This is a genomic window from Gorillibacterium sp. sgz306347 (genome assembly GCF_059735245.1).
The window spans coordinates 24,957-46,183 of sequence record NZ_JCAPET010000016.1; the positions used below are offsets into that span (position 1 = coordinate 24,957).

Annotated in this window: 17 protein-coding genes and 1 riboswitch; of the genes, 12 read left to right on the plus strand and 5 right to left on the minus strand. The window is 59.7% G+C overall.

The genetic code is table 11. From position 1 onward, the window contains the following. Window positions 1-3: 3 nt before the first annotated feature. Window positions 4-867: a class I SAM-dependent methyltransferase gene (locus tag AC6I6H_RS10570; protein ID WP_497953728.1), complete on the minus strand. Its 864-nt coding sequence runs from the start codon at window positions 865-867 to the stop codon at window positions 4-6. 157 nt (window positions 868-1,024) lie between these two features. Here AC6I6H_RS10570 and glgB point away from each other — a divergent pair, with 157 nt between their 5' ends. From glgB to glgA, 4 genes are all read left to right on the plus strand, one after another. Continuing rightward, complete coding sequence (glgB, locus tag AC6I6H_RS10575; protein WP_497953729.1) at window positions 1,025-3,151, plus strand: 1,4-alpha-glucan branching protein GlgB; 2,127 nt, start codon at window positions 1,025-1,027, stop codon at window positions 3,149-3,151. A 43-nt stretch (window positions 3,152-3,194) separates the two neighbouring features. After that, on the plus strand, window positions 3,195-4,328 hold the full coding sequence (locus AC6I6H_RS10580) for a glucose-1-phosphate adenylyltransferase (protein ID WP_497953730.1): 1,134 nt from the start codon (window positions 3,195-3,197) through the stop codon (window positions 4,326-4,328). Window positions 4,329-4,363: 35 nt separating this feature from the next. Then, window positions 4,364-5,473 (plus strand): glucose-1-phosphate adenylyltransferase subunit GlgD, encoded by a 1,110-nt coding sequence (gene glgD, locus AC6I6H_RS10585; protein WP_497953731.1) that lies wholly within the window; start codon window positions 4,364-4,366, stop codon window positions 5,471-5,473. 113 nt (window positions 5,474-5,586) lie between these two features. After that, window positions 5,587-7,026, plus strand: a complete 1,440-nt coding sequence (gene glgA, locus AC6I6H_RS10590; protein WP_497953732.1) for a glycogen synthase GlgA — start codon at window positions 5,587-5,589, stop codon at window positions 7,024-7,026. Window positions 7,027-7,078: 52 nt separating this feature from the next. Here the strand turns inward: glgA and AC6I6H_RS10595 are convergent, their stop codons facing one another. The 3 genes from AC6I6H_RS10595 to AC6I6H_RS10605 all read right to left on the minus strand — a co-directional run bounded on the left by AC6I6H_RS10595 (window position 7,079) and on the right by AC6I6H_RS10605 (window position 10,093). Then, a complete protein-coding gene (locus AC6I6H_RS10595; RefSeq protein WP_497953733.1) occupies window positions 7,079-8,113 on the minus strand; it encodes a phosphotransferase in 1,035 nt (344 codons plus the stop codon). 4 nt (window positions 8,114-8,117) lie between these two features. Beyond that, window positions 8,118-9,263: a glycosyltransferase family 4 protein gene (locus AC6I6H_RS10600; protein ID WP_497953734.1), complete on the minus strand. Its 1,146-nt coding sequence runs from the start codon at window positions 9,261-9,263 to the stop codon at window positions 8,118-8,120. 98 nt (window positions 9,264-9,361) lie between these two features. Beyond that, on the minus strand, window positions 9,362-10,093 hold the full coding sequence (locus AC6I6H_RS10605) for a TraR/DksA C4-type zinc finger protein (RefSeq protein ID WP_497953735.1): 732 nt from the start codon (window positions 10,091-10,093) through the stop codon (window positions 9,362-9,364). Window positions 10,094-10,246: 153 nt separating this feature from the next. Next, a riboswitch (cobalamin riboswitch) is annotated at window positions 10,247-10,444 on the plus strand. A 126-nt stretch (window positions 10,445-10,570) separates the two neighbouring features. On the opposite strand from AC6I6H_RS10605, the gene AC6I6H_RS10610 reads away from it, so the two are divergent. Next, window positions 10,571-12,661 (plus strand): S-layer homology domain-containing protein, encoded by a 2,091-nt coding sequence (locus AC6I6H_RS10610; RefSeq protein ID WP_497953736.1) that lies wholly within the window; start codon window positions 10,571-10,573, stop codon window positions 12,659-12,661. Between the two features lie 83 nt (window positions 12,662-12,744). Here AC6I6H_RS10610 and AC6I6H_RS10615 read toward each other — a convergent pair whose 3' ends face one another. After that, window positions 12,745-13,269, minus strand: coding sequence for a hypothetical protein (locus AC6I6H_RS10615; protein WP_497953737.1), 525 nt, complete (start codon window positions 13,267-13,269; stop codon window positions 12,745-12,747). A gap of 1 nt (window position 13,270) precedes the next feature. Here AC6I6H_RS10615 and AC6I6H_RS10620 point away from each other — a divergent pair, with 1 nt between their 5' ends. The 7 genes from AC6I6H_RS10620 to AC6I6H_RS10650 all read left to right on the plus strand — a co-directional run bounded on the left by AC6I6H_RS10620 (window position 13,271) and on the right by AC6I6H_RS10650 (window position 21,176). Next, entirely contained in the window at window positions 13,271-13,567 is a 297-nt protein-coding gene (locus AC6I6H_RS10620; protein WP_497953738.1) for a DUF4430 domain-containing protein, read from the plus strand. Then, the gene (locus tag AC6I6H_RS10625; protein WP_497953739.1) at window positions 13,564-14,436 is read left to right on the plus strand and encodes an energy-coupling factor transporter transmembrane component T; all 873 of its coding nucleotides are present in this window, start codon (window positions 13,564-13,566) and stop codon (window positions 14,434-14,436) included. The genes AC6I6H_RS10620 and AC6I6H_RS10625 overlap by 4 nt, the downstream gene beginning before the upstream one ends. Then, on the plus strand, window positions 14,424-16,142 hold the full coding sequence (locus tag AC6I6H_RS10630; protein ID WP_497953740.1) for an ABC transporter ATP-binding protein: 1,719 nt from the start codon (window positions 14,424-14,426) through the stop codon (window positions 16,140-16,142). The genes AC6I6H_RS10625 and AC6I6H_RS10630 overlap by 13 nt, the downstream gene beginning before the upstream one ends. Then, a complete protein-coding gene (locus tag AC6I6H_RS10635; protein ID WP_497953741.1) occupies window positions 16,139-16,846 on the plus strand; it encodes an ECF transporter S component in 708 nt (235 codons plus the stop codon). Before AC6I6H_RS10630 ends, AC6I6H_RS10635 begins: the two co-directional genes overlap by 4 nt. 143 nt (window positions 16,847-16,989) lie before the next feature. After that, window positions 16,990-18,474, plus strand: coding sequence for an L-arabinose isomerase (gene araA / locus AC6I6H_RS10640; protein WP_497953742.1), 1,485 nt, complete (start codon window positions 16,990-16,992; stop codon window positions 18,472-18,474). Between the two features lie 1,240 nt (window positions 18,475-19,714). Continuing rightward, entirely contained in the window at window positions 19,715-20,047 is a 333-nt protein-coding gene (locus tag AC6I6H_RS10645; RefSeq protein ID WP_497953743.1) for a hypothetical protein, read from the plus strand. A 475-nt stretch (window positions 20,048-20,522) separates the two neighbouring features. After that, on the plus strand, window positions 20,523-21,176 hold the full coding sequence (locus AC6I6H_RS10650) for a DedA family protein (protein WP_497953744.1): 654 nt from the start codon (window positions 20,523-20,525) through the stop codon (window positions 21,174-21,176). Window positions 21,177-21,227: the final 51 nt, after the last annotated feature.

Below are 21,227 nucleotides of genomic sequence, written 5' to 3' on the forward strand. Positions count from 1 at the left end.
TTCTTACGCTTCCCAGCGCCCGAGAATGCCGCAGGGCAGATGCAGGCCGCTCGCCGTAATCGGCAGTCCGATCTCGTCGCTCGTGATTTTGCCGTTATGCTTCCGCTTGATCGCCATCGTCAGAATATTGGTGAGTACGCTGGCGGAAAGCCCGGTCGTGTAGGAGTTGATCAGGAAGAAAAGCGGATGGTCCGTCAAGATGTCCGCGCAGTGCTCCACAAACCGGTAGAGGTCGTTTTCCAGCTTCCACATTTCGCCGCCCGGGCCGCGTCCATACGAAGGCGGGTCCATGATGATGGCGTCATAGCGGCTGCCGCGCCGCTGCTCGCGCGCCACGAATTTGAAGACATCGTCCGTGATGTAGCGGACCGGACGCTCCGCAAGCCCGGACAGCGCCGCATTCTCCTTGGCCCACTGGACCATGCCTTTGGCCGCGTCGACATGCACGACGTCCGCGCCTGCCGCCGCGCAGGCAAGCGTGGCGCCGCCCGTGTAGGCGAACAGATTCAGGACGCGTACGGGCCGGCCGGCCGAGCGGATCTTGTCCATCATCCAGTCCCAGTTGGCCGCCTGCTCGGGAAACAGCCCCGTATGCTTAAAGCCTGTCGGCTTGATATAAAATTTCAGCTCCTTGTAGCCAATGGTCCAGCGTTCGGGCAGGCGGACCTTTTCCTCCCATTCGCCGCCTCCGCTTGAGCTCCGGTGGTACCGGGCGCTTGCCCGCCGCCACATCTCGGTTTCCTCGGCAAGCGGCCAAATGATTTGCGGGTCCGGCCGGCGCAGCACGAAGCCGCCCCAGCGCTCCAGCTTCTCGCCGCCGCCCGTGTCCAAAAGTTCGTATTCTTTCCAATTTTGCGCTACCTGCATGGTACCCTTCCTTTCCGTTGTCCTTCCTATTCTACATCACCCGCTGAGGGAATATCCACCAGGGAACGCGCAAAGAGGCGGGGTGTTTTGATTTTATACGGGAAGGTTAATAACATAAGTAGTACCTTCAATTCAACTCCCTAAGGAGAGTCCGCCTTTGAAATCCTCGCAGCTGTCCGATCACGATCTCTATTTGTTCCATCAAGGAAATCTGTACCAGACTTACAAAATGCTCGGCGCTCACCCGGCCCGGGAAAAAGGAAATACTGGTGTCCGGTTTGCCGTTTGGGCTCCGCATGCGGCGGCTGTTCACGTCGTCGGCAATTTTAACGGCTGGAACGGCGAAAGCCACGCCATGAGACGCGTCAGCGAGAATGGCGTTTGGTGCCTGTTCATACCCGGCTTGGAACCGGGAGAGGTTTACAAATACGAAATCCGGCCGCGTCAGGGAGCGCCCTTTCTGAAAGCCGATCCGTACGCGTTTCAGGCGGAAGTCCGGCCGGCTACGGCTTCGGTTGTGGCCTCCGCAGAGCCGTTTCCCTGGACGGACGGGTCCTGGAGAAGAGACCGCAAGCGCAAAAGCGTGTACCAAAGGCCGATGAACATATACGAAGCGCATCTCGGCTCCTGGAAAAATAAAGGCTTTGAAGATTTTTATACATACGAAGAATACGCGCACAGCCTGATCGATTATGTGGCGGAAATGGGTTATACCCACATCGAGCTGCTTCCGATGGCGGAGCATCCCTTCGACGGCTCCTGGGGGTATCAAACGACCGGCTATTACGCGGTGACCAGCCGCTACGGTCCGCCCGAAGGCTTTAAATATTTCGTCAACCGCTGCCACGAAAAAGGCATCGGCGTAATCGTCGACTGGGTGCCGGGGCATTTTTGCAAGGACGATCACGGGCTGCGCCTGTTCGACGGCGAGCCGTGCTACGAATACGAAGACAGCCGCCGCGCCGAAAAACCGCTTTGGGGGACGCTCAGCTTTGATTTCGGACGCGCCGAAGTACTCAGCTTTCTCCTTTCCAACGCGCTGTTCTGGTTTGAAGAGTACCATGTAGACGGACTGCGCGTCGACGCGGTGGCCAGCATGATGAGCTTCAACTTCGACAAGCCGCAGGACATGTGGACGATGAACCAGGAAGGCGGGCACGAAAATCTGGAGGCCATCGCCTTTTTGAAACGGCTGAATGAGGTGGTCTTCCAGTACCACCCCGAAGCCTTGATGATCGCGGAGGATTCCTCGGACCGCCCGGGCATCACCGCGCCGACCTTTGAGGGAGGCCTTGGCTTTAATTACAAATGGAACATGGGGTGGATGAACGACATCCTCAAGTACATGCAGAAGGAGCCGCACGAACGGAAGAATCACCATCATCTGATCACCTTTTCGCTGATGTACGCTTTTTCCGAAAATTACGTGCTGCCGTTCTCGCACGACGAGGTTGTCCACGGAAAGAAGTCGCTGCTGGATAAAATGCCGGGCGATTACTGGCAGAAGTTTGCGAATTACCGGGCCCTGCTCGCTTATTTGATCGGCCATCCGGGCAAGAAGCTGCTGTTTATGGGCGGGGAGTTCGCCCAGTTTATCGAGTGGAACGAATGGGGGGAACTGGACTGGTTCCTGTCGGACTATGAAGCCCACCGGCATTTCAGCGGCTTTGTCCGGGAGCTGAACCGGCTTTACCTGGAGGAGCCCGCGCTTTGGGAACAGGATCACGAGCCCGGGGGCTTTGAGTGGATCGATGCGGACAACGCCGGACAAAGCGTCGTTTCCTTTGTCCGCAAAGGCAAACGCCGCAAGGACGATCTGGTGGTGATCGTAAACTTCACGCCCGCCACCTATCCGGTGTACCGCATCGGGATGCCTTCGCGCGGCGACTACATCGAGGTGCTGAACAGCGACGCGGCGGAGTTCGGCGGCTCGGACCAGCGCAACCGCGAGCCGGTTCGCGCCCTCGCGCTGCCGTTTCACGGGAAGAAATACAGTGCGGAGTTAACGGTGCCGCCGCTCGGGGCGGTAATCCTGAAGAAAGCGGCGCTTTCCTCGGCGGAGCCGGCGGCGGCAAAGGCCGAAGCCCGGCCGCGTTCGGGGCGCAAGCGGACGAGCAAAGCGACGGCCGTTTCCCGGACCGGGGCGGAGGAGCCCGCCGCGAAGCCGCCCGCGGGACGGAGCCGCAGAACCAAAACGCAAGCGGATACGGCCGATAAACCGGCGCCCCGCCCGGCGGGAGCCGGGCGAAGCCGCAAGGCAAACGGAACGGAGGGCCAAACCTAGGCCCGGTAAAACAGCGTCCGCAAGGACAGGAAGGGAGATCGCTATGCCCAGAAAAGAATGCGTGGTCATGCTTCTGGCCGGCGGCCAGGGCACACGGCTCGGCGCGCTGACCAGCAATCTGGCCAAACCCGCCGTGCATTTCGGAGGCAAATACCGGATCATCGATTTTCCGCTCAGCAACTGCGTGAACTCCGGCATCGACACAGTGGGCGTGCTGACGCAATACGAGCACCTTGTCCTGCACGATTACCTGGGAATTGGCAGTCCGTGGGATCTGGACCGTCAGGAAGGCGGCCTTCGGGTGCTGCCTCCTTTTTTGAACCAGTCGGGCGGGTCCTGGTATACCGGAACGGCGAACGCCATTCATCAAAATTTCACCTTTATCGAGCAATACGACCCGGATTACGTCCTGGTGCTGTCCGGCGACCATATTTACAAAATGGATTACGACAAGCTGATCGGCCACCACAAGCGGACGCGCGCGGAAGCGACCATTGCGGTCATGCCCGTCCCATGGGAGGAAGCCAGCCGGTTCGGCATCATGGAAACCGATGAGGATATGCGGGTCACCGTATTCTCCGAAAAGCCGAAGGAGCCCAAAGGCAACCTCGCGTCGATGGGGATTTACATTTTCAATAAAAACGTGCTGCAGGATTATTTAAAAGCGGATGCCGCGGATCCGGCGTCCAACCACGATTTCGGCAAGGACATTATTCCCGCGATGCTGCGGGACGGACTGAACCTGCAAGCCTATCCGTTCAAGGGCTACTGGAAGGATGTCGGCACAATCAAAAGCCTGTGGGAGGCCAGCATGGACCTGATCGCCCCCGAGCCGGAAATCAACCTGAACGACCGTTCCTGGCGGATCTATTCCGTCAATCCCGTGCAGCCGCCGCAGTTCATTTCGCCGGAAGCAAAGGTCAAATGCTCCATTGTGAACGAAGGCTGCATTCTGTTCGGCGACGTGGACCATTCCGTTCTTTCCTATGACGTGCGCGTCGGCAAAAATAGCGTCATCAAGGATTCCGTTATCATGCCGGGCGTGCGGATCGGCGAAAACGTCACGATCCACCGGGCGATCATCGGGGAGGGCTCCGTGATTGAAGACGGACAAACGGTCGGAAGCCCCGATTCTGAGGACATTACGCTGGTGGGCAGCTACGAGACGATGATCTGAACGAAACCGCACAAATCCGAAAAGGTGGGACCGCAATGAAAGATGTACTGGGCATCATCAACCTGGTTAACGAACCGGATGACCTGGAGGAATTGACGTATCACCGGGCGGTCGCTTCCGTTCCTTTCGGCGGCCGGTACCGGCTGATCGACTTTATGCTGTCGAGCATGGTCAATTCGGGCATCCGCAGCGTAGCCGTTTTCACCCATACGAAGTACCGGTCCTTGATGGATCATGTCGGCTCCGGCAAAAGCTGGGACCTGGCCCGCAAGCGCAACGGCCTGTTTTTTCTTCCTCCGGCGGTGGAGGAGCTTCAGGAAATGCTGCGGGGCGATCTCTTTTACTTTCAGAAGCACAAGGATTTCTTTTACCGGAGCTCGTCCGAATATGTCGTGCTGGCCCGCAGCCATATGGTTTGCAATATCGACCTGGCGGAGGTTGTCAATTTTCACCGCGAGTCGAAAAGCGACATCACCCTGGTGTACAAAGAAGACAAGACGCAGGGAAGCGCCAAGTGCCGCCGCATCCAGACGAACGCGGAAGGCCGCGTGACGATGATCCAGGATCATTATGGACGAACGGACAGCGACAAGGTTTCGATGGAGATTTATGTTCTGAAAAAAGAGCTTCTGCTGGACATCGTGGAAACGTCCCTGGCGCAGGGATACGACCATTTTGTCCGCAACGCGGTCATGCGGAACCTGGACCGGCTGACCGTCAACGGCTTTCCGTTTAAAGGCTATCTCGGCGTGGTCAACTCGATCCCCAGCTACTTCCGCCACAGCATGAATCTGCTTGATCCCGAAGTCTACCGGCAGCTGTTTTTTGAACCGTTCCCCATCCTTACCAAGGTCAAAGATGAGCCGCCGACCAAATACACGACCCGGGCCAACGTCAAAAACAGTCTGATCGCCAACGGATGCGTGATCGACGGGACGGTGGAAAATTGCATTCTGTTCCGCGGGGTAAAAGTGCACAGCGGAGCGGTCCTGCGGAACTGCATTGTCCTTCAGAACGGCCACGTGCTGGAGCGGGCGACGATCCAGAACGCGATTCTCGACAAGGATGTGCGGATTTCCAACGACACGACGCTGATCGGAGACGCGAAAGCCCCGTACATCGCAGAGAAATTAAAAGTGATCTAGTTTGGCGAAACAGGGCCGGAGAGGAGCGGAATCATTCTGCTGAAGCGTTAGCGATCGGAAGAATGATCCGCATCCCGGAGGCCCGTCTTTTCGCCTTAACGGGAGGAAGAGAAATGAACGTGCTGTTTGCCGCCTCGGAGGCGGTTCCTTTTGTAAAATCGGGCGGTCTGGCCGACGTAATCGGTTCGCTGCCCCGCGCCTTGCGGGAGCAGGGCGCCGATGTCCGGATCATCCTGCCGAAATACGAGGATATTCCGGCCGAGCTCCGCGAGCGGATGACCCTCGTGAACGAGTTCAGCGTGTATGTCGGCTGGCGCAAGCAGTACTGCGGGCTGCAGGAGCTGGTGCACGAAGGCATCCATTGGTATTTTCTCGACAACGAATTTTACTTCAGGCGAACCGGGCTGTACGGCTACGGCGACGATGCCGAACGGTTTGTGTTCTTTTCCCGGGCCGTTTGCGAGGCCTTGCAGCATATGGATGGATACAAACCCGACATCGTCCACTGCCACGATTGGCAAACCGGGCTTGTCCCGTTCATGCTGAAGGAGCATTACGGGCACCTGGAGGATTACCGGAGCATCCGGACGGTGTTTACCATTCACAATCTGAAGTACCAGGGCTTGTTTTCCCGCGAGCTGCTCCAGGATTTGCTGGGGGTCGGGGACAGCTATTTCACGGCGGAAGGGCTGGAATTCTACGGAGGCGGAAGCTGCATGAAAGGCGCTCTGCTGTATTCCGACGTGATTACCACCGTTAGCAAAACCTATGCGGAGGAAATTCAGACCGCTTATTACGGAGAGCAGCTTGACGGAGTTTTGCGTGCCCGCTCGAACGACCTGTACGGCATCCTGAACGGGCTCGACAATGAATTTTACGACCCGATGAATGACCCGGCCATTACCGTGAAGTTCCGCAATTCGCTGGTCAAGAAGCGGCTGAACAAAAAGCTTTTCCAGCAGGAGCACGGGCTGGCGGTGGATGACCGCATTCCGATGATCGGGGTGGTGTCCCGACTGGTGGAACAAAAAGGCTTCGATCTGATCGAACGGATTCTGGACGAAGCGCTGCAGGACGACATCCAGTTCGTACTGCTCGGAACGGGAGACTGGAAATACGAGCAGTTTTTCAAGGAGCTTGCGGAGCGTCATCCGGACAAAGTGTCCGTACATATTCGTTTCCAGGAAGAGCTGGCGCACCGGATTTACGCGGCTTCCGATATGTTTCTTATGCCGTCCCAGTTCGAGCCCTGCGGCCTGGGGCAGCTGATCGCCTTCCGGTACCGCTCGGTGCCGATCGTCCGGGAGACGGGCGGCCTGAAGGACACCGTTCTGCCCTACAATGAATTCACAGGAGAAGGGACGGGGTTCAGCTTCGCCAACTACAATGCCCACGAGCTTCTGTTCACGATCCAGCGCGCCGTCGGCTTGTACCGGGACGAGGAAGTGTGGAAGAAGCTGATCGCCAATATTTCCAAGCTGGATTTCGGCTGGAGCCAGGCGGCAAGGCAGTACATGGACCTTTACACGAAGCTGCTGCAGCCGCAGGATTGATCCGAAAGCCCGGTAAACCGCCATTCGGAAGAAAATCGCCCGCACCGCGTGTTTATCGCGCGGCTGCGGGCTTTTTGCCGCCGAGGGAGGACAAACGGAACTGGTCCAGCTGCAAAAGGAAGCCGGTGATTCGGCGTTCCGCCAGCAGGGCGGCGTTCAGCTCCCCGAGCGTTAGTGTGACCTGGCCATTTCGGTTTGCGCGGAAAAGGAGGTGCGTCGTGCGGGGAAACCGCAGCCACGCCGCCGCCAGCCGGCAGTCGTCCGCGGTAAGAGGGGAGAACGACCGGTAGCCGGCCAGAACCGCTTCCGCTGTCGAGAACCTCCACGCCCTCTCCTTGCAGGTATTAAAAAGCAGCCGGTACAGGTCGTAAGCCCTCAAATCAATGCGCAGCGTCTCAAAATCGATCAGGCGCATCCGGCCGCGGGCGTCGATAATAAAATTGGTCGGCCCCCCGTCGCCGTGGCAGAGAACAGCGTTTCGGCGGAGCCTGCATTGCCCGCTGTACCCGGCTTTGGCCAACCGAAGCTGCGCGCCTTTCGCGTAGCCGGTCAGCTCCTTGCGATGGCGGCCGATCCAATCGGCGATCCGCCGGTCGCGTGCCTGAAGGGCCGCTTCCGAGAGCAGCCGCTCCAAATCCCGCTTCATGCCGCCGAGCTCCCGCGGCCAAGCCCCGATCCGGTTGTTCGCGCCTTTTGCGTTCAGCGGCATTCCCTTGCTTGCGGCGTGAAACCGGGCCAGCGCTGCGCCGCACAGCCGCAGGTCGCTGCGGGAACCGAGCGACGGCCATCGGCCATGGAACCAAGGCGTGAGGACATAGGTTTGCTGCTTGTCGGGGGTAAGGAGGAAGACGCGCTTCCCGTGGCGCTGCTCCGGTCTGCGCCAGGCCAGCGGAGGGGCGCCATGGCTTCTCAGGCGCCTGAGGGATTGGTCGATCCAACGCAGCCTTTGCGGGGGGAACGGCATTCGTTTCAGGCTGTACGGAATCCCGCCGGCGGTTTTGACACGGTAAACGCCTTCCGACACCGGGACCGCGCTGACGGCGGGAAGACCGAACCTTTCCGCCATTCGGATGGCCAGGGAAGGCATCTGTTCATTCCTCCTTGTCAAGCTTTTTGATGCGCGCCGTCCTTTCGCGAAACAGCGCCTCGTACCGGCGGGCGGCTGCTGGCCAGCGGTATTGGCGGGAGACGCGAAGGGCGGCTTTTCGTTTCCGCTCCGTCGCGGCGGGATGCCGCCACATGGAAGCGATCGCGCGGGCAATGTCCGGTTCCCGGGGCTCCGCCAAAACACCGGCCGTAGAATTGCGGACGAATTCCTTCAGGCCGCCCCGCTGTGTGGCGAGGAGCGGGACGCCGTTCGCCATCGCCTCCAACGCGACCAAACCGAACGATTCGTGCGAGCTCGGCACAACCACAGCTCCGTGTTTGCGGTACATTCGCTGCACCTCGGGCGGCGTTTTGAAGCCGGTCCAGATTACACTCCGTGCCGCCCCATGACGCCGGATATAACGGCGCAAGCGCCGTACATACAGCGCAGACCCCTTTCCGACGATGGTCAGCGACGCGGAAGGCCTTAATCTGCGGACGCGCACAAAGGCGCGTACCAGCGGCTCCACTCCTTTGGAGGGAATCAGCCGGCCCACAAACAAAAGCTTGCCCGGATTGACGCGGGCCGGCGGCTTGCCTTTTCGTACGCCATGCGGAATAACGGCGATTTTGCCGGCAGCCGCCGGAACCGTCTGGATGATTTCACTCCTCAGGGAGCGGCTTGGAACAGCGATGCGGTTGGCATTGCGCAGCAAAATCAGCTGCAGCCGTTTTGTAGCGACCCGAGAGGGAGAACCGGAAACGAGCGAGTGGCAGGAATAAATCAGGGGCGCCCGGAACAGTCTCCGGCATTCCAGGGCGGCGAGCGCAAATTCCAGGCTGTGAACCTGAATGGCGTCCGGACGCGGCAGGCCGGAACGGAGGGCATACCGGATGAGAGGGGAGGTGTAAAAGCTGCGGTTTTTCTCGCTGTAAAACGCAGGGAGGCCGGGCAGCCGGACGACGCGGAGAGACCCGCTTTTGCCGCTTGTTATCCAGCGCCCTTCTCCTCTGGTAAACAACGTGACCGAAAGGTTCCGGCGCACAAGCGATCTTGTCAGCTCCGTCGCGACCGTTCCGAGTCCTCCGATAATATGGGGTTGATACTCCAGTGTAAAAATCCAAATGTGCAGGGGGTTCGTTGCCTTCACCCGATCCCGCCTCCTTGTTTCGTCTGCGTTCAGTATATTCCGCAGACGGGGAGGCGGGTGGGGACTAGCGCAGGAGAGGCGAAAAAGGCGCAGCCGGTTTAGTCGACCGGCTTGCCGCGTTCCGCCGCCGAGCGCTCGGCTTCAAAAACGGCGTCTCCTTCGTCATTTTGCAGGTAGCGGTCGTATTCCTTTCCGCGTATGGCCCTTCGGTTGGCGCCGTCGATGTCGGTGGCGGCGAAATCGTCCATTTTCTGAACGCTGCCGTCTCCGTTGCCGCCGCCTTTCGAATCGGTATAGCGGAAGCGGTCGGGATCGTCGGCCATGGCCGGAGAATCGGAATTTCCATATTCCTCGACAATGCGCCAGGCGTCGTTGTCGTCCCGTTCGGCCTGCTCGGTCACGTAATGACGGTCCGTAACGCCGCGCCCAGGCACCATCACTTCTTCTTCGACCGGACGGCTGTCGGATACCTCCTGCATCTCGGAATGCTCCACGGTGAACCGGGTCCATGGAATCGCTTCAAGGCGCTCATACGGGATCGGTTCCCCGCTTTTCTCGCAGATGCCGTACGTGCCGTTGCCAACCCGTTCCAGAGCGGCCTCTACTTCGGCAAGCCGGGATTGCTCGGATTCATTCAGCGCCAGGTCCCGGCTTCGCTCGAAAAGCTCGGTCCCGGTGTCGCCCGGGTGGTTGTCCGCCGCCGTCAGCTCGCCGGTGGAATCCCGCAGCGACTCGTTCTCGTTTCGCTCTAGCTGGGCGTTCAGCTCGTTACGTTCCTCCTCCAGGCGGGTGCGCAGCGTTTTTATTTGATCTTCATTCAAATGTCTCATGGTGTCGAACCTCCCGTTGATAGGTTGAACGGCCGGCATGCAAGGTGTCCGGCCGCAGGCTTTCTACTTCTCTATTACCCGTCAAGGAGCTCCGCCAATCCTCGGGCGATGTGGACAAACGGGTTCCGAAAAGCTATGATAATAGGACAAGTTCATAACCGTTTCGGGCAAAGGTGCGGGTTTGGCTGTCGAACAAACCCGCTTAATAGGGAAGCCGGTGCGAATCCGGCGCGGTCCCGCCACTGTAAATGCCGAGCGGCTTTTCACACGCCACTGTTTCTGCCGGACGGGAAGGCGAAAAGCCGTGTTTGACGCATGAGCCAGGAGACCTGCCTTGCCCGGGTGTTTCTGATTCTTCGGGGGGTGGGATAAGAAACGATCGTATTCGCATGTCCATGCGCACCAATCCGCCACCTTCTTCAGAGGCGGTTTTTTTTGTGCCAATCTATCATTTTATGAAGAAAAGAGGCCTGAACGTTGAAACGAAATTCATCTGTTGTTGCACTTGTCCTGTCTTTTCTGCTGCTGCTTTCCGCCGCGCTGCCGGCCGGCGCATTCGCAGCCGAAGCCGCGGTAACCGCGGAAACCGGCGTATCGGTTGAAGAAGCCGTCTATTCCGCGGCGGACTCAATCACCAAAGGCGGCGTCGACTCCGATTGGGAAGCCGTCGGACTGTCCCGGCTCGGCGCGGACGTTCCCGCCGGTTACGTTTCCAAGCTGGAAGCGTCCGTGAAAGAGGCCAAAGGCCAATACGGCAGGGTTACCGACGCCGCGCGCACGGTACTGGCACTCACGGCGCTCGGCAAGAACGCGGCCGATTACGCGGGTTACAATCTGATCGCCGGTCTTGCGGATCATGCCAAGATGACGAATCAGGGTCTAAACGGGCCTTTGTATGCGCTGGTCGCTTTGGATGCGGGCGGGTATGAGATTCCGCAGGGAGCCGCCTGGACCCGCGACAAGCTGATCGCGTACGTTCTGGATGCTCAATTGGCCGACGGAGGCTTCTCCTTTACGGGCGACGCAAGCGATCCCGATCTGACCGCTTTTGCGCTGACGGCGCTTGCGCCTTACAAAGACCGCCCGGCCGTGAAAGCAGCGGCCGACAAGGCGGTTGCGCTGCTCGCCAAGACGCAAAACGCGCAGGGCGGCTACACGACCTGGGGCACGGAAAGCAGCGAAACCGTTGCGCAGGTCATCATCGGCCTGACGGCACACGGCATAGACCCGACGGAAGCCCGGTTCACCAAGGGCGGCGTCAGTCTGGTGGACAAGCTGCTGACCTTCCGCGACGACAAAGGCAGCTTCCGTCATGAGCTCTCCGGCGAGGCGGATGTCATGGCGACCGAGCAGGCGCTTCAAGCGCTTGTCGCTTACAAGCTCTTTGAAGCAGGCGGCGGCCGCCTGTACGATTTTGCTCCGGCTCCGGTCATTCGGGTGGAGGGCGACAAGGCCGGTTCCGCGTTCTCCGGCTCCGTCAAGGCGGCAAATGTGCTGGACGGCTTGAAGGAACTGACCACGGCCCAAAACAAAGCGCTTGTCGTTGAAGAAATGGCGTACGGTCCTTTTGTAAAGTCGATCAGCGGACTGGAATCCGGCGTATACGGAGGCTATGACGGCTGGATGTTCGCGGTGATCCGCGACGGAAACTGGATTTTCCCATCTGTCGGGATGAACCAGTTTGCACTGGAAAAAGGCGATGAAACGGTCGTTTACTATGGCGGCGGAGACACGCAAGTTGTCCAAGCCGTATACGCAACCCCTGCGGCACCGCAGGCCGGCAAGCCATTTACGGTTACCGTTACGAAAGCAACACTTGACTGGGAAAGTGGAAAAACGGTGGAAACGCCTGCTGCCGGCGTACAAGTCGCCATTGGTGCTGCCACTGCGATCACCGACGCCAGCGGCAAAGCCGGCTTCTCTTCCGTACCCGCCGGAAAACATACGGTTACCGTGAGCGGCTACCGGACGGGCGATGCTCCTTCTGTTGTGCGTAAACAAACCGGTCTGATTGTAAAACCGGCGCAAAGCTTCGCCGATCAAAAGGAAGTCTCCGTTTGGGCTTCCGTATATGTGGACCAGGCCTATATGAATGGTCTGATGGTCGGAACGGGCGTAAACGAGCTGCGGTTCTCACCGAAAAAAGCAATAACCCGGGCCGAATTTGCCACGCTGCTGTTGAAGCTGCTGAATGAGCAGCCGAATCCGAACGCGAAGCAAAGCTTTACGGATGTCGCTCCCGGGACCTGGTATTACGGCTACGTCATGAAGGCGAAGGAGCTCGGCTTGGTGGAAGGCGTTTCGGCCGGCTTGATGAAGCCGTCCCAGCCGATCACCCGCCAGGATATGGCGGTTATGATCAGCAAGGCGTTTGATCTGAAGCGCACCTCGGACAGCCTGCCGTTCAGCGATCAGAAACTGATGTATGCAGGCGCGGTTCCCCATGTAGCGGCGGTATACGACAACGGCCTCATGGTCGGCTCCGCCGGGGCGTTTCATCCGAAGGACGCGGTAACCCGCGAAATGGCGGCCGTTGTGGCGATGAAGTGCTTCGCTCTGGCGAAATAAGCACGCCCGCACGCCCGCAACCCGCAAAAATAACCGGTATAAAGAAGCGAAGGGCGCATTCAGCCGCCCTTCGTTTCCTTTCCTTATGAAGGGGGAACCATGATGTTTGCTTTGAAAGGACGGACCGCGCGTTGTTTGGCCGCTATCGTGACAGCGGCCGCCCTGCTGCTGGGCGGCTGCGGAGCGGGCGGGCAGGCGCCGGAGGCGGCGGATTCTCCCGCCGTATCCGCCGCTGCGACGTCCGGCGTTTCGCCGTCGCCGAGCCCGGCCGTCACGGCTTCCGCGCCGGAAGCGCCCGATGCTCCGGCGGCCCCGGAGGCTTCCGCGCCGCCGACGGCATCGCCGGCCTCACCGGCGGCCCCGGCGAAGCCGTCCGCGCCCGGCGGCTCGGCCGGAAGCGGCGGGAAAGCATCCGCCGCGCCGACTTCTGCGCCCGCGCCGTCGGTCAAGCCGCAGGCTTCAGCATCCGCGTCCGCATCCCCGAAGCCAAGCGCGTCCGCTGACGCTCCGTCCGCCGCGCCGACAAAGGCGCCGGCTGCCGGGACGGCTGCGGCCCAAACGGCGGCCGTCTCGTTCTCCATCACGGGCGATAAAGAGCAGGGCGTCATTTTGGCTCCTCTCGAGGTCGAAGTGAAAGAGGGCGAAACCGCTCTGGAGCTGCTCAAGCGCGTCACCCGGGAACATAAAATCCCAATGGAGTACCGGGGCAGCGGAGCGCTTGCTTACGTGGAAGGAATCGACAATCTGTACGAGTTCGACCACGGCCCGCAAAGCGGCTGGCTGTTCCGCGTCAATGGGGAAGTGGCCAGGAAAAGCGCCGGCGCGGTCACAATTCTTCCGGGCGACCAAGTGGAATGGCTGTATACGCTTGACCTCGGCAAAGACATCGGGGCGGAGGCTTCATGAACCGGGGCATGGCAGCGTTGCATCCGGCCCCCGCGTTTTTGTTTTATGCCGGGCTGGCCATGCTCGTCATGCTGCTCTCGCATCCGCTCTATCTGCTGACGGCCATCCTGGCGCTGGGCCTGCTGGCCGTCCTGCAGGGGGCGGGGCGGGCGCTTGTCCGGATGCTGTCTTTTTCCCTCGTCGGCGCGTTTGCCATTGCCCTGATCAATCCGTTGTTTAACCACCGGGGACGGCACATCCTGTTCTATTTTCTGGATCAGCCCGTTACGCTTGAAGCCGTGCTGTACGGCACGACCGCGGCCTTGACGCTGATTGCCGTATTAACGGTTTTCGTTTCCTATAACCGGGCGGTCACGTCCGACAAGTTTCTGTATTTGTTCTCGGGAGCGGCGCCCAAAACCTCGTTGCTGGCGATGATGGCCATCCGGTTTGTGCCGCTTTTTCGCGTGCGGCTGAAGCAAATCGCGCTTGTTCAAAGGGCCAAGGGCATCAGCGTGCGGGAGGGCGGCCTTGTGAGCAGGCTGCGGAACGGGATGATCCTTTTGAAGGTGCTGCTGGTCTGGAGTCTGGAAGAAGGCCTGCAGACGGCCGATTCGATGAACGCCCGGGGATACGGCACCGGCAAACGAAGCGCTTATTCCGTATACCGGATGGACCGGCGGGATTATACGGCGCTTTTGCTGCTGCTCTTGAGCGGCGGGGCGTGCGCGGCGGGAAGGCTGCTGGGGAAAGGCGTATTCCCGGTTTACCCCCGGATGGTCCTTCCGCCGTTCGACGCCGGGGAAGCGGCGTTGTTCGGCTGCTTTTGTCTTTACTTGGCGATTCCTCTCGCCGTGGAAATCAGGGAGCGTGCAAAATGGAAATCGTAAAAACGGAAGGGTTGACGTTCACCTATCCCGACGATTCGCGACCCGCGCTTGCGGACGTGTCGCTGACCGTTCGGGAAGGCGAGTTCGTGGTGCTGTGCGGCGCGTCGGGCAGCGGCAAAACGACGCTTTTGCGCCACCTCAAGCGGGAGCTGGCGCCAGCGGGCTTACGGTCGGGCCGCGTGCTCTACAAGGGTGCCCCCATGGAAGAGCTGTCCGTCCGGGAGGCGGCGGAGGAAATCGGCATGGTTTTTCAAAATCCCGACAGTCAAATTGTAATGGACACGGTCTGGCACGAGCTTGCTTTTTCGATGGAAAACATGGGCTACAGTCAGCCGGTTATGCGCAAACGGCTGGCGGAGATGGCCCACTTTTTCGGGCTGGAGCCGATCCTGCACAAATCCGTGCACGAGCTGTCCGGCGGGCAAAAGCAGACGCTGAATCTGGCGTCGGTCCTTTTGCTCCAGCCGAAGCTGCTGCTGCTCGACGAGCCTTCCTCCCAGCTTGACCCGGTGGCGGCGCAGGAATTTTTGCAGATGGTGCGGAGGCTGAACGAGGAGCTGTCGATGACCGTTGTGATGAGCGAGCACCGGCTGGAGGATGCGCTTCCGCTTGCGGACCGGATCTGCCTGATGGAAAACGGCCGGATCAAGCATGAAGGGCCGCCGCGCGCGGTCAGCGCGGAAATCGCCCGCTCCGGGGAACGCGCGGACCTGGCTTACTTCCCGGCCTTGACGCAGCTGTTCTGGCAGGCGGAAGCCGGCCGGGAGACCGGCGGTAGGCAGGCCGGAGCTCCGCTGAACGTGCGGGAAGGGAAAGCGTGGCTGGAGCAAGCGGCGGCGGATGCGCCGGGCGGATTTGGCAGCCGGGCGGGCCGTGAATCGGCGGCGGCAGCAGCGGAGAGTCCGGCCCGGCCAGGACGTTCGGAAGCCTTCCTTTTGGCGTTACCGGATACGGCGGGGCGGAAGGAAGGCGTGGTCCTTACCTGCCGGGACGTAAGCTTCCGCTACGAAAAAGACGGGCCGGAGGTGTTGAGCAAGCTGAAGCTGACGCTGGCTCGGAACGAGCTGCTGGCTGTCGTCGGCGGCAACGGCGCCGGAAAATCCACCCTTCTGCAGGTGATGGCGGGCTTGCTGAAGCCGCAGCGCGGCCGCGTCGAGACGGAGAAGGGGCTGAAGATCGGCTACATGGCGCAAAACCCGCTGCTTTATTTCAGCTTCGACACGGTGCGGGAAGAACTGGAGCATATGGCGAAGCGGGCGGAGCCGTCGGGCTGGCGGGACGCAGCCGTTCATATGCTTGAGCGGCTGGGAATCGCCGGGCTGGCCGGCAAGCATCCGCACGACATCAGCGGAGGGCAGCAGCAAAAGGTAGCGCTCGGCATGCTGCTGCTGGCGAAGCCGGATATTGTACTGTTCGACGAGCCGACGAAAGGGCTTGATCCGTTCGCCAAACAAAGCATGGCGGCTCTGTTTGACGAGCTCCGGGCGGAAGGGAAAACCATCGCCATCGTAACCCATGACGTCGAGTTTGCGGCGGCCCATGCCACCCGGTGCGCCATGTTGTTCGACCGCGCCATCTCCGCCGAAGCGGCTCCGCGGCTGTTTTTTGGCGACAATTACTTCTATACCACATCGGTCAACCGAGCTGCTCGGGCTCTCTTTCCCGACGCGCTGACCGCGAAAGACGTACTGGAGCGGCTGTCATGAAAGGGCCGGTGTGGGGAGGCGTGTTCCTGTTCGCGATGGCTCTTGCGGTATCGGTTGCCGTCACGGACCGCTACTATTTGTTGCTTTCCTTTTTGCTGACCGGTGTCGCACTGATGCCGCTTTTGCTCCGGTTCGAACGCCGATCGGCGCATGCCCGCGAGCTGGTGCTGCTCGCCGTACTGGCGGCTGTCGCCGCCGTGGCCCGCGTGCCGTTTGCCGCGCTGCCCAGCGTGCAGCCGACCAGCTTTGTCGTGATCGTGTCCGGCCTTGTGTTCGGCGGAGAGGCGGGGTTTGTCATCGGAGCGGTAGCCGCGCTGGTATCGAATCTGTTCCTCGGGCAGGGGCCGTGGACGCCCTGGCAAATGTTCGGCTGGGGCCTGATCGGACTGACGTCCGGCCTGATGCCCAAAATGCGGATCACCGTCAAAAGGCCGCTGCTGATCGCGTTCGGCTTCCTCTGGGGGTTCCTTTTCGGCTGGCTCATGAACCTTTGGGTTTATTCGGCTTTTCCGGATGGGGGAGGACTTGCCGCTTACCTGGCGTCCTGCGCCGCGAGCTTTCCCTTTGATCTGGCTCATGCGCTGTCCAATGCGGCATTCCTCGCGTTGCTTGGCGAGCCCTGGCGAAAAGCGCTGGACCGGCTTCGCCGCAAGTACGGGCTGAGCGGAAATGCCGCTATTGCTAACCCGAAGGGGAACGAGTAAAATGAAGGGGAATGAACATGTACGTACAATATTATAGAAGCAGGCCGGATGCAACCCTTTTCATCGGTGGATTCTTTTTGTTTCGGTTAAATTGTTCGTACATTACATGCCCTGATCCGGGCGCCTTATGAGGAGGATGCGACATGAACAAGAATCCGATCCGTTTCTGGTTTGTTACGGGAAGCCAGCATCTTTACGGACCCGAAGTGATCGAGCAGGTGGCGGAGCACGCCAGGCTTATGGCCGAAGGGCTTGCCCGGGCCGAGGCCGTTCCGTTCGAAGTGGAGTGCAAGCCGGTTCTGACAACGCCCGACGCCATCCGCCGGTTATGCCTGGAGGCAAACAGCGACGACCGCTGCGCGGGACTGATTACCTGGATGCATACGTTTTCGCCCGCCAAGATGTGGATTGCCGGCTTAACGGGGCTGAAGAAGCCGCTGCTGCACCTGCATACGCAGTTTAACCGGGAAATTCCCTGGGACAGCATCGATATGGATTTCATGAATCTGAATCAATCCGCTCACGGAGACCGCGAATACGGCTTTATGGGCGCCCGCCTGGGCATTCCGCGAAAAGTGGTGGCGGGCTACTGGGAGGACCCGGAGGTGACCGGTACGATCGGCCGCTGGATGCATACCGCCCATGCGTTTGCCGAAGGGCAGAACCTGAAGGTCGCCCGGTTCGGGGACAACATGAGACAGGTAGCCGTGACGGAAGGCGACAAGGTGGAGGCGCAAATCAAGTTCGGCTGGTCGGTCAACGGCTACGGCATCGGCGACCTGGTCGAGCGGGTGAACGGTGCGGGCGAGCAGGCGCTCAAGCAGCTCCTTGACGAATACGCGGAGCGCTACGACATTTCCGACGAAACCCGCCGGACGGGCTGGGATTCGATCGTTTACCAGGCCCGCCTTGAGCTTGGCTTGAAGAGCTTTCTGGATGAAGGCGGCTTCGGCGCGTTTACTACGACGTTCGAGGATTTGCACGGCCTGCGTCAGCTTCCCGGCCTGGCTGTCCAGCGGCTGATGGAGCAGGGCTACGGCTTCGGAGGCGAAGGAGACTGGAAAACCGCGGCGCTTACGCGGGTGATGAAGGTTATGGCGGGGAATGAGGGCACGTCCTTTATGGAGGACTATACCTATCACCTGGAAAAAGGAAACGAGCTTATTCTCGGCTCGCACATGCTGGAGATTTGCCCGACCATTGCGGCGACAAAGCCTCGCCTGGAGGTGCATCCGCTTGGCATCGGGAACCGGGAAGACCCGGCGCGGATGATTTTTGACGGCCGCTCCGGTCCGGCCGTATGCGCTTCGCTTATCGACCTGGGGAACCGGTTCCGCCTGATCGTGAACGAAGTGGACGCCGTTCAACCTGCGGTCGCCATGCCGAAGCTGCCGGTGGCCCGCGTGTTGTGGAAGCCCCAGCCTTCCCTGCGGGAATCGTCGGAAGCCTGGATTCTTGCCGGCGGCGCCCATCACACGGTATTCTCGTATGTGGCCACCGCCGAGGATCTGGCCGATTGGGCCGAACTGGCCGGCATCGAGATGGTCCTGATCAACCGGCACACGGAAGCCTTCCGTTTCAAAAACGAGCTCCGCTGGAGCGACATGTATTGGCGGCTGCAAAAATAACCGGCCGCCCGGCGAAAGCCGCCCGAGGACGCAAAGAGTCCCGGGCGGCTTTTATTGCACGGTTGCGCATGGCTAAGGCAGGTGATGTCGAAGCGCAGTGGCATCAGCGCCCCGTCACGTTAGAGCCCCGTCACATCAGTGCCCCGTGACATCAGTGCCCCGTGGCGTCAATGTCCCGTGGCGTCAATGTCCCGTGATGTCAAAGCCCCGCGACATCAGTATCCCGTGACATCAAAGCCCCGTGATGTCACTGCCAACCGACGGTTCCCTTGACTGCTGAAAAGGACTGCAGGTACCTCCACGATGAAAAGCCGGCTTGGGGCTTTTTGTAGGAGAACCCTTCCATCCGCATTTCATTTGCGTTATTCAGTCGCCGTGAGTACCCTGTTCGCGGTCAGCCGGATGCCGTTTCCAAATTTGTTCTTACCCTTCTGTTCACGGTAGCGGTTCCGAGGCGTTGATCGGATGAAAGGCCGCCGATAGAAAGCCATCAAAAGAAAGCAGCAGCCGGAAGACAGCCTGTAGGGCGCGCTGTTTGGTGCCGTAAATGCGAGCTGCGTCAGCACTTCCCCGCGAAAATGTAGCCTAATGCCAACCGGGGAACGGGCCGCTTTAGCTTGCCGCTTGTAAAAGGTTCACCGGGATGCGTTCCGTTCCAGACATGTTGCTTGTAAAAGGATTGTTGGGAACGGTCCGCTAGGGCGTGCGTTTGCAAAGGAGTGCCGGCGGTCAGCATTTCTTCGTTGTTCCCCACATGTGTCGTGCGTAACGGTTGCCACAGCGCTTATTTGGGCAAAAAAGCCCCTTTTTAAAATCTAACGGTTGCCACAGCGCTTATTTTGGAAAAAACCTCCTATTCGATGGGGGAAAAACGAAAATAAGCCCTGTGGCAACCGTTACAGTTCCAGACTCCCCTTTTTCGGGCAAATAAGCTCGCTGGCAACCGTTACAGGCCGCAACGCCTTTTTTTTGAAGTAAGCATGTCGAAGGCAAAGTTACTTTCTGGAAAAAGGGCGGCGAATCATTCAGTTGGGCTCGGGAGAGTAGTGGACGATGACAAGGCACAAGGGGGCCGGGTGAAAAAGTATATAGTGGACGTAGGCATACGCAAGGCGGCCGGGAAAATGAATAGAGGACGTGGACGATTCCGAAAAAAACCGGCCGGTAGGCGAGGACCCAAAACCGGGCGTCTGCATATGATGGCGTGAAGACAGCAACGAACGAAAGGAGAGCACCCGCGATGAGCGCAATACCCGCCAAGCAGCAGGTGATCTATCAAGCCAACCGGGAAATGCTGCAGGCCTACAAAAGCATGTGCAAGGAAGTCCGTGAAATGTGCGACCGCCACCGGAACCGGATGGCGCAAGTCCAGACGGCGGACGGAAGAACATATGTCGGCCAAATCGCCCACGTGGATGACCGGAATCTGTACCTGCTGGTCCAGCAGGGGAGGGACGACCTGCAAAGGGCGTTTCCGTTCGGTTCGCCATACTTCTATCCCGGTTACGGCTTTAACAACTTTATCCTCCCCCTGGCGCTGTACGACCTGCTGGTTCTGACATTGCTTTTGTAAAGGTTCAATCGAGTCAAGAGGGGAGGAGCATCAGGCATGAGCAACGAGTACGGCTCGTTCGGGCCGAATGAATTTGAAGAGCGAAGCGCCGCGCTGCTGCCGTTCCCCGGCGGGCCCGGAGGACCGGGTGGTCCCGGGCCGGGACCGGGAGGTCCGTGGGGGCCGGGCGGACCAGGCGGAGGTTGGGGGCCGGGCGGGAGGCCGCGTCCGCGTCCGTATCCGTGGGTGCCGTGGTGGTACTATCCGTACCCGCCTTTTTACCCGCCATATCCGCCCTACTATCCGTTTTATCCTCCTTATCCTTTCCCGCCGTTTCCTTATCCGCGCCCGCGTCCGCCTTACTACCGGAATCCGTCCTGAGGCGGCCTTTTCCGGAAAGCCGGACGGCGCTTCCGCAGCCACGCGGCTCGGGGCGTCCGTCCGGCTGCGCTTTTCCCAAAAGCAGAAAGTGCATTTTCCCCACGGATGCAGTAAAATGGAAACCGGTATTCATGTTTACGAGATGGGATCGGGGTGCAAAGTGGGGATCGCCGAAATCGAACGCTTGTTTGAAGTTTATGGTTACCTGGTGCTGCTTGTGGGTTTGTTTCTGGAATTTATCGCCCTGCCTTTTCCGGGCGAAACGACACTGACTTATTCGGGTTACTTGACTTATCGGGGCATCCTGCATCCGCTGCCTGTGCTGCTCATTGCCTTTATTGCCACTACATCGGGCATGACCCTGACGTATTGGATCGGCAACAAACTGGGCATGCCGTTCCTGAAAAAGTACGGCAAATGGCTGCTGTTTTCCGAAGCGAAGCAGGAAAAGACCCAGCGTTGGTTCAATAAATACGGGACAAGCCTGCTGTTCATCGGGTATTTTATCCCCGGGGTGCGCCACTTCACCGGTTATTTCGCCGGTATGATGCGGATTCCGTTCCGCGCGTTCGCGCTCTTTACCTATACGGGAGCCGCTTTTTGGGTGCTTTGCTTCGTTATGCTAGGCCGTTCCTTCGGGCCGAGGTGGGAGCAGCTGCTGCATGCTTTCGAGAAAAACGCGTGGGTGATTGCAGCGGCCTTCGGAGGTGTGGTCGCCGTGCTCCTCCTGGTGAAATACATGTTCCGTTCCAGAAAAGCGATCGGGTAAACAAGCCAAAAGCCGGAGCGTTCGCCGCTCCGGCTTTCGGTTTGTTTCGGG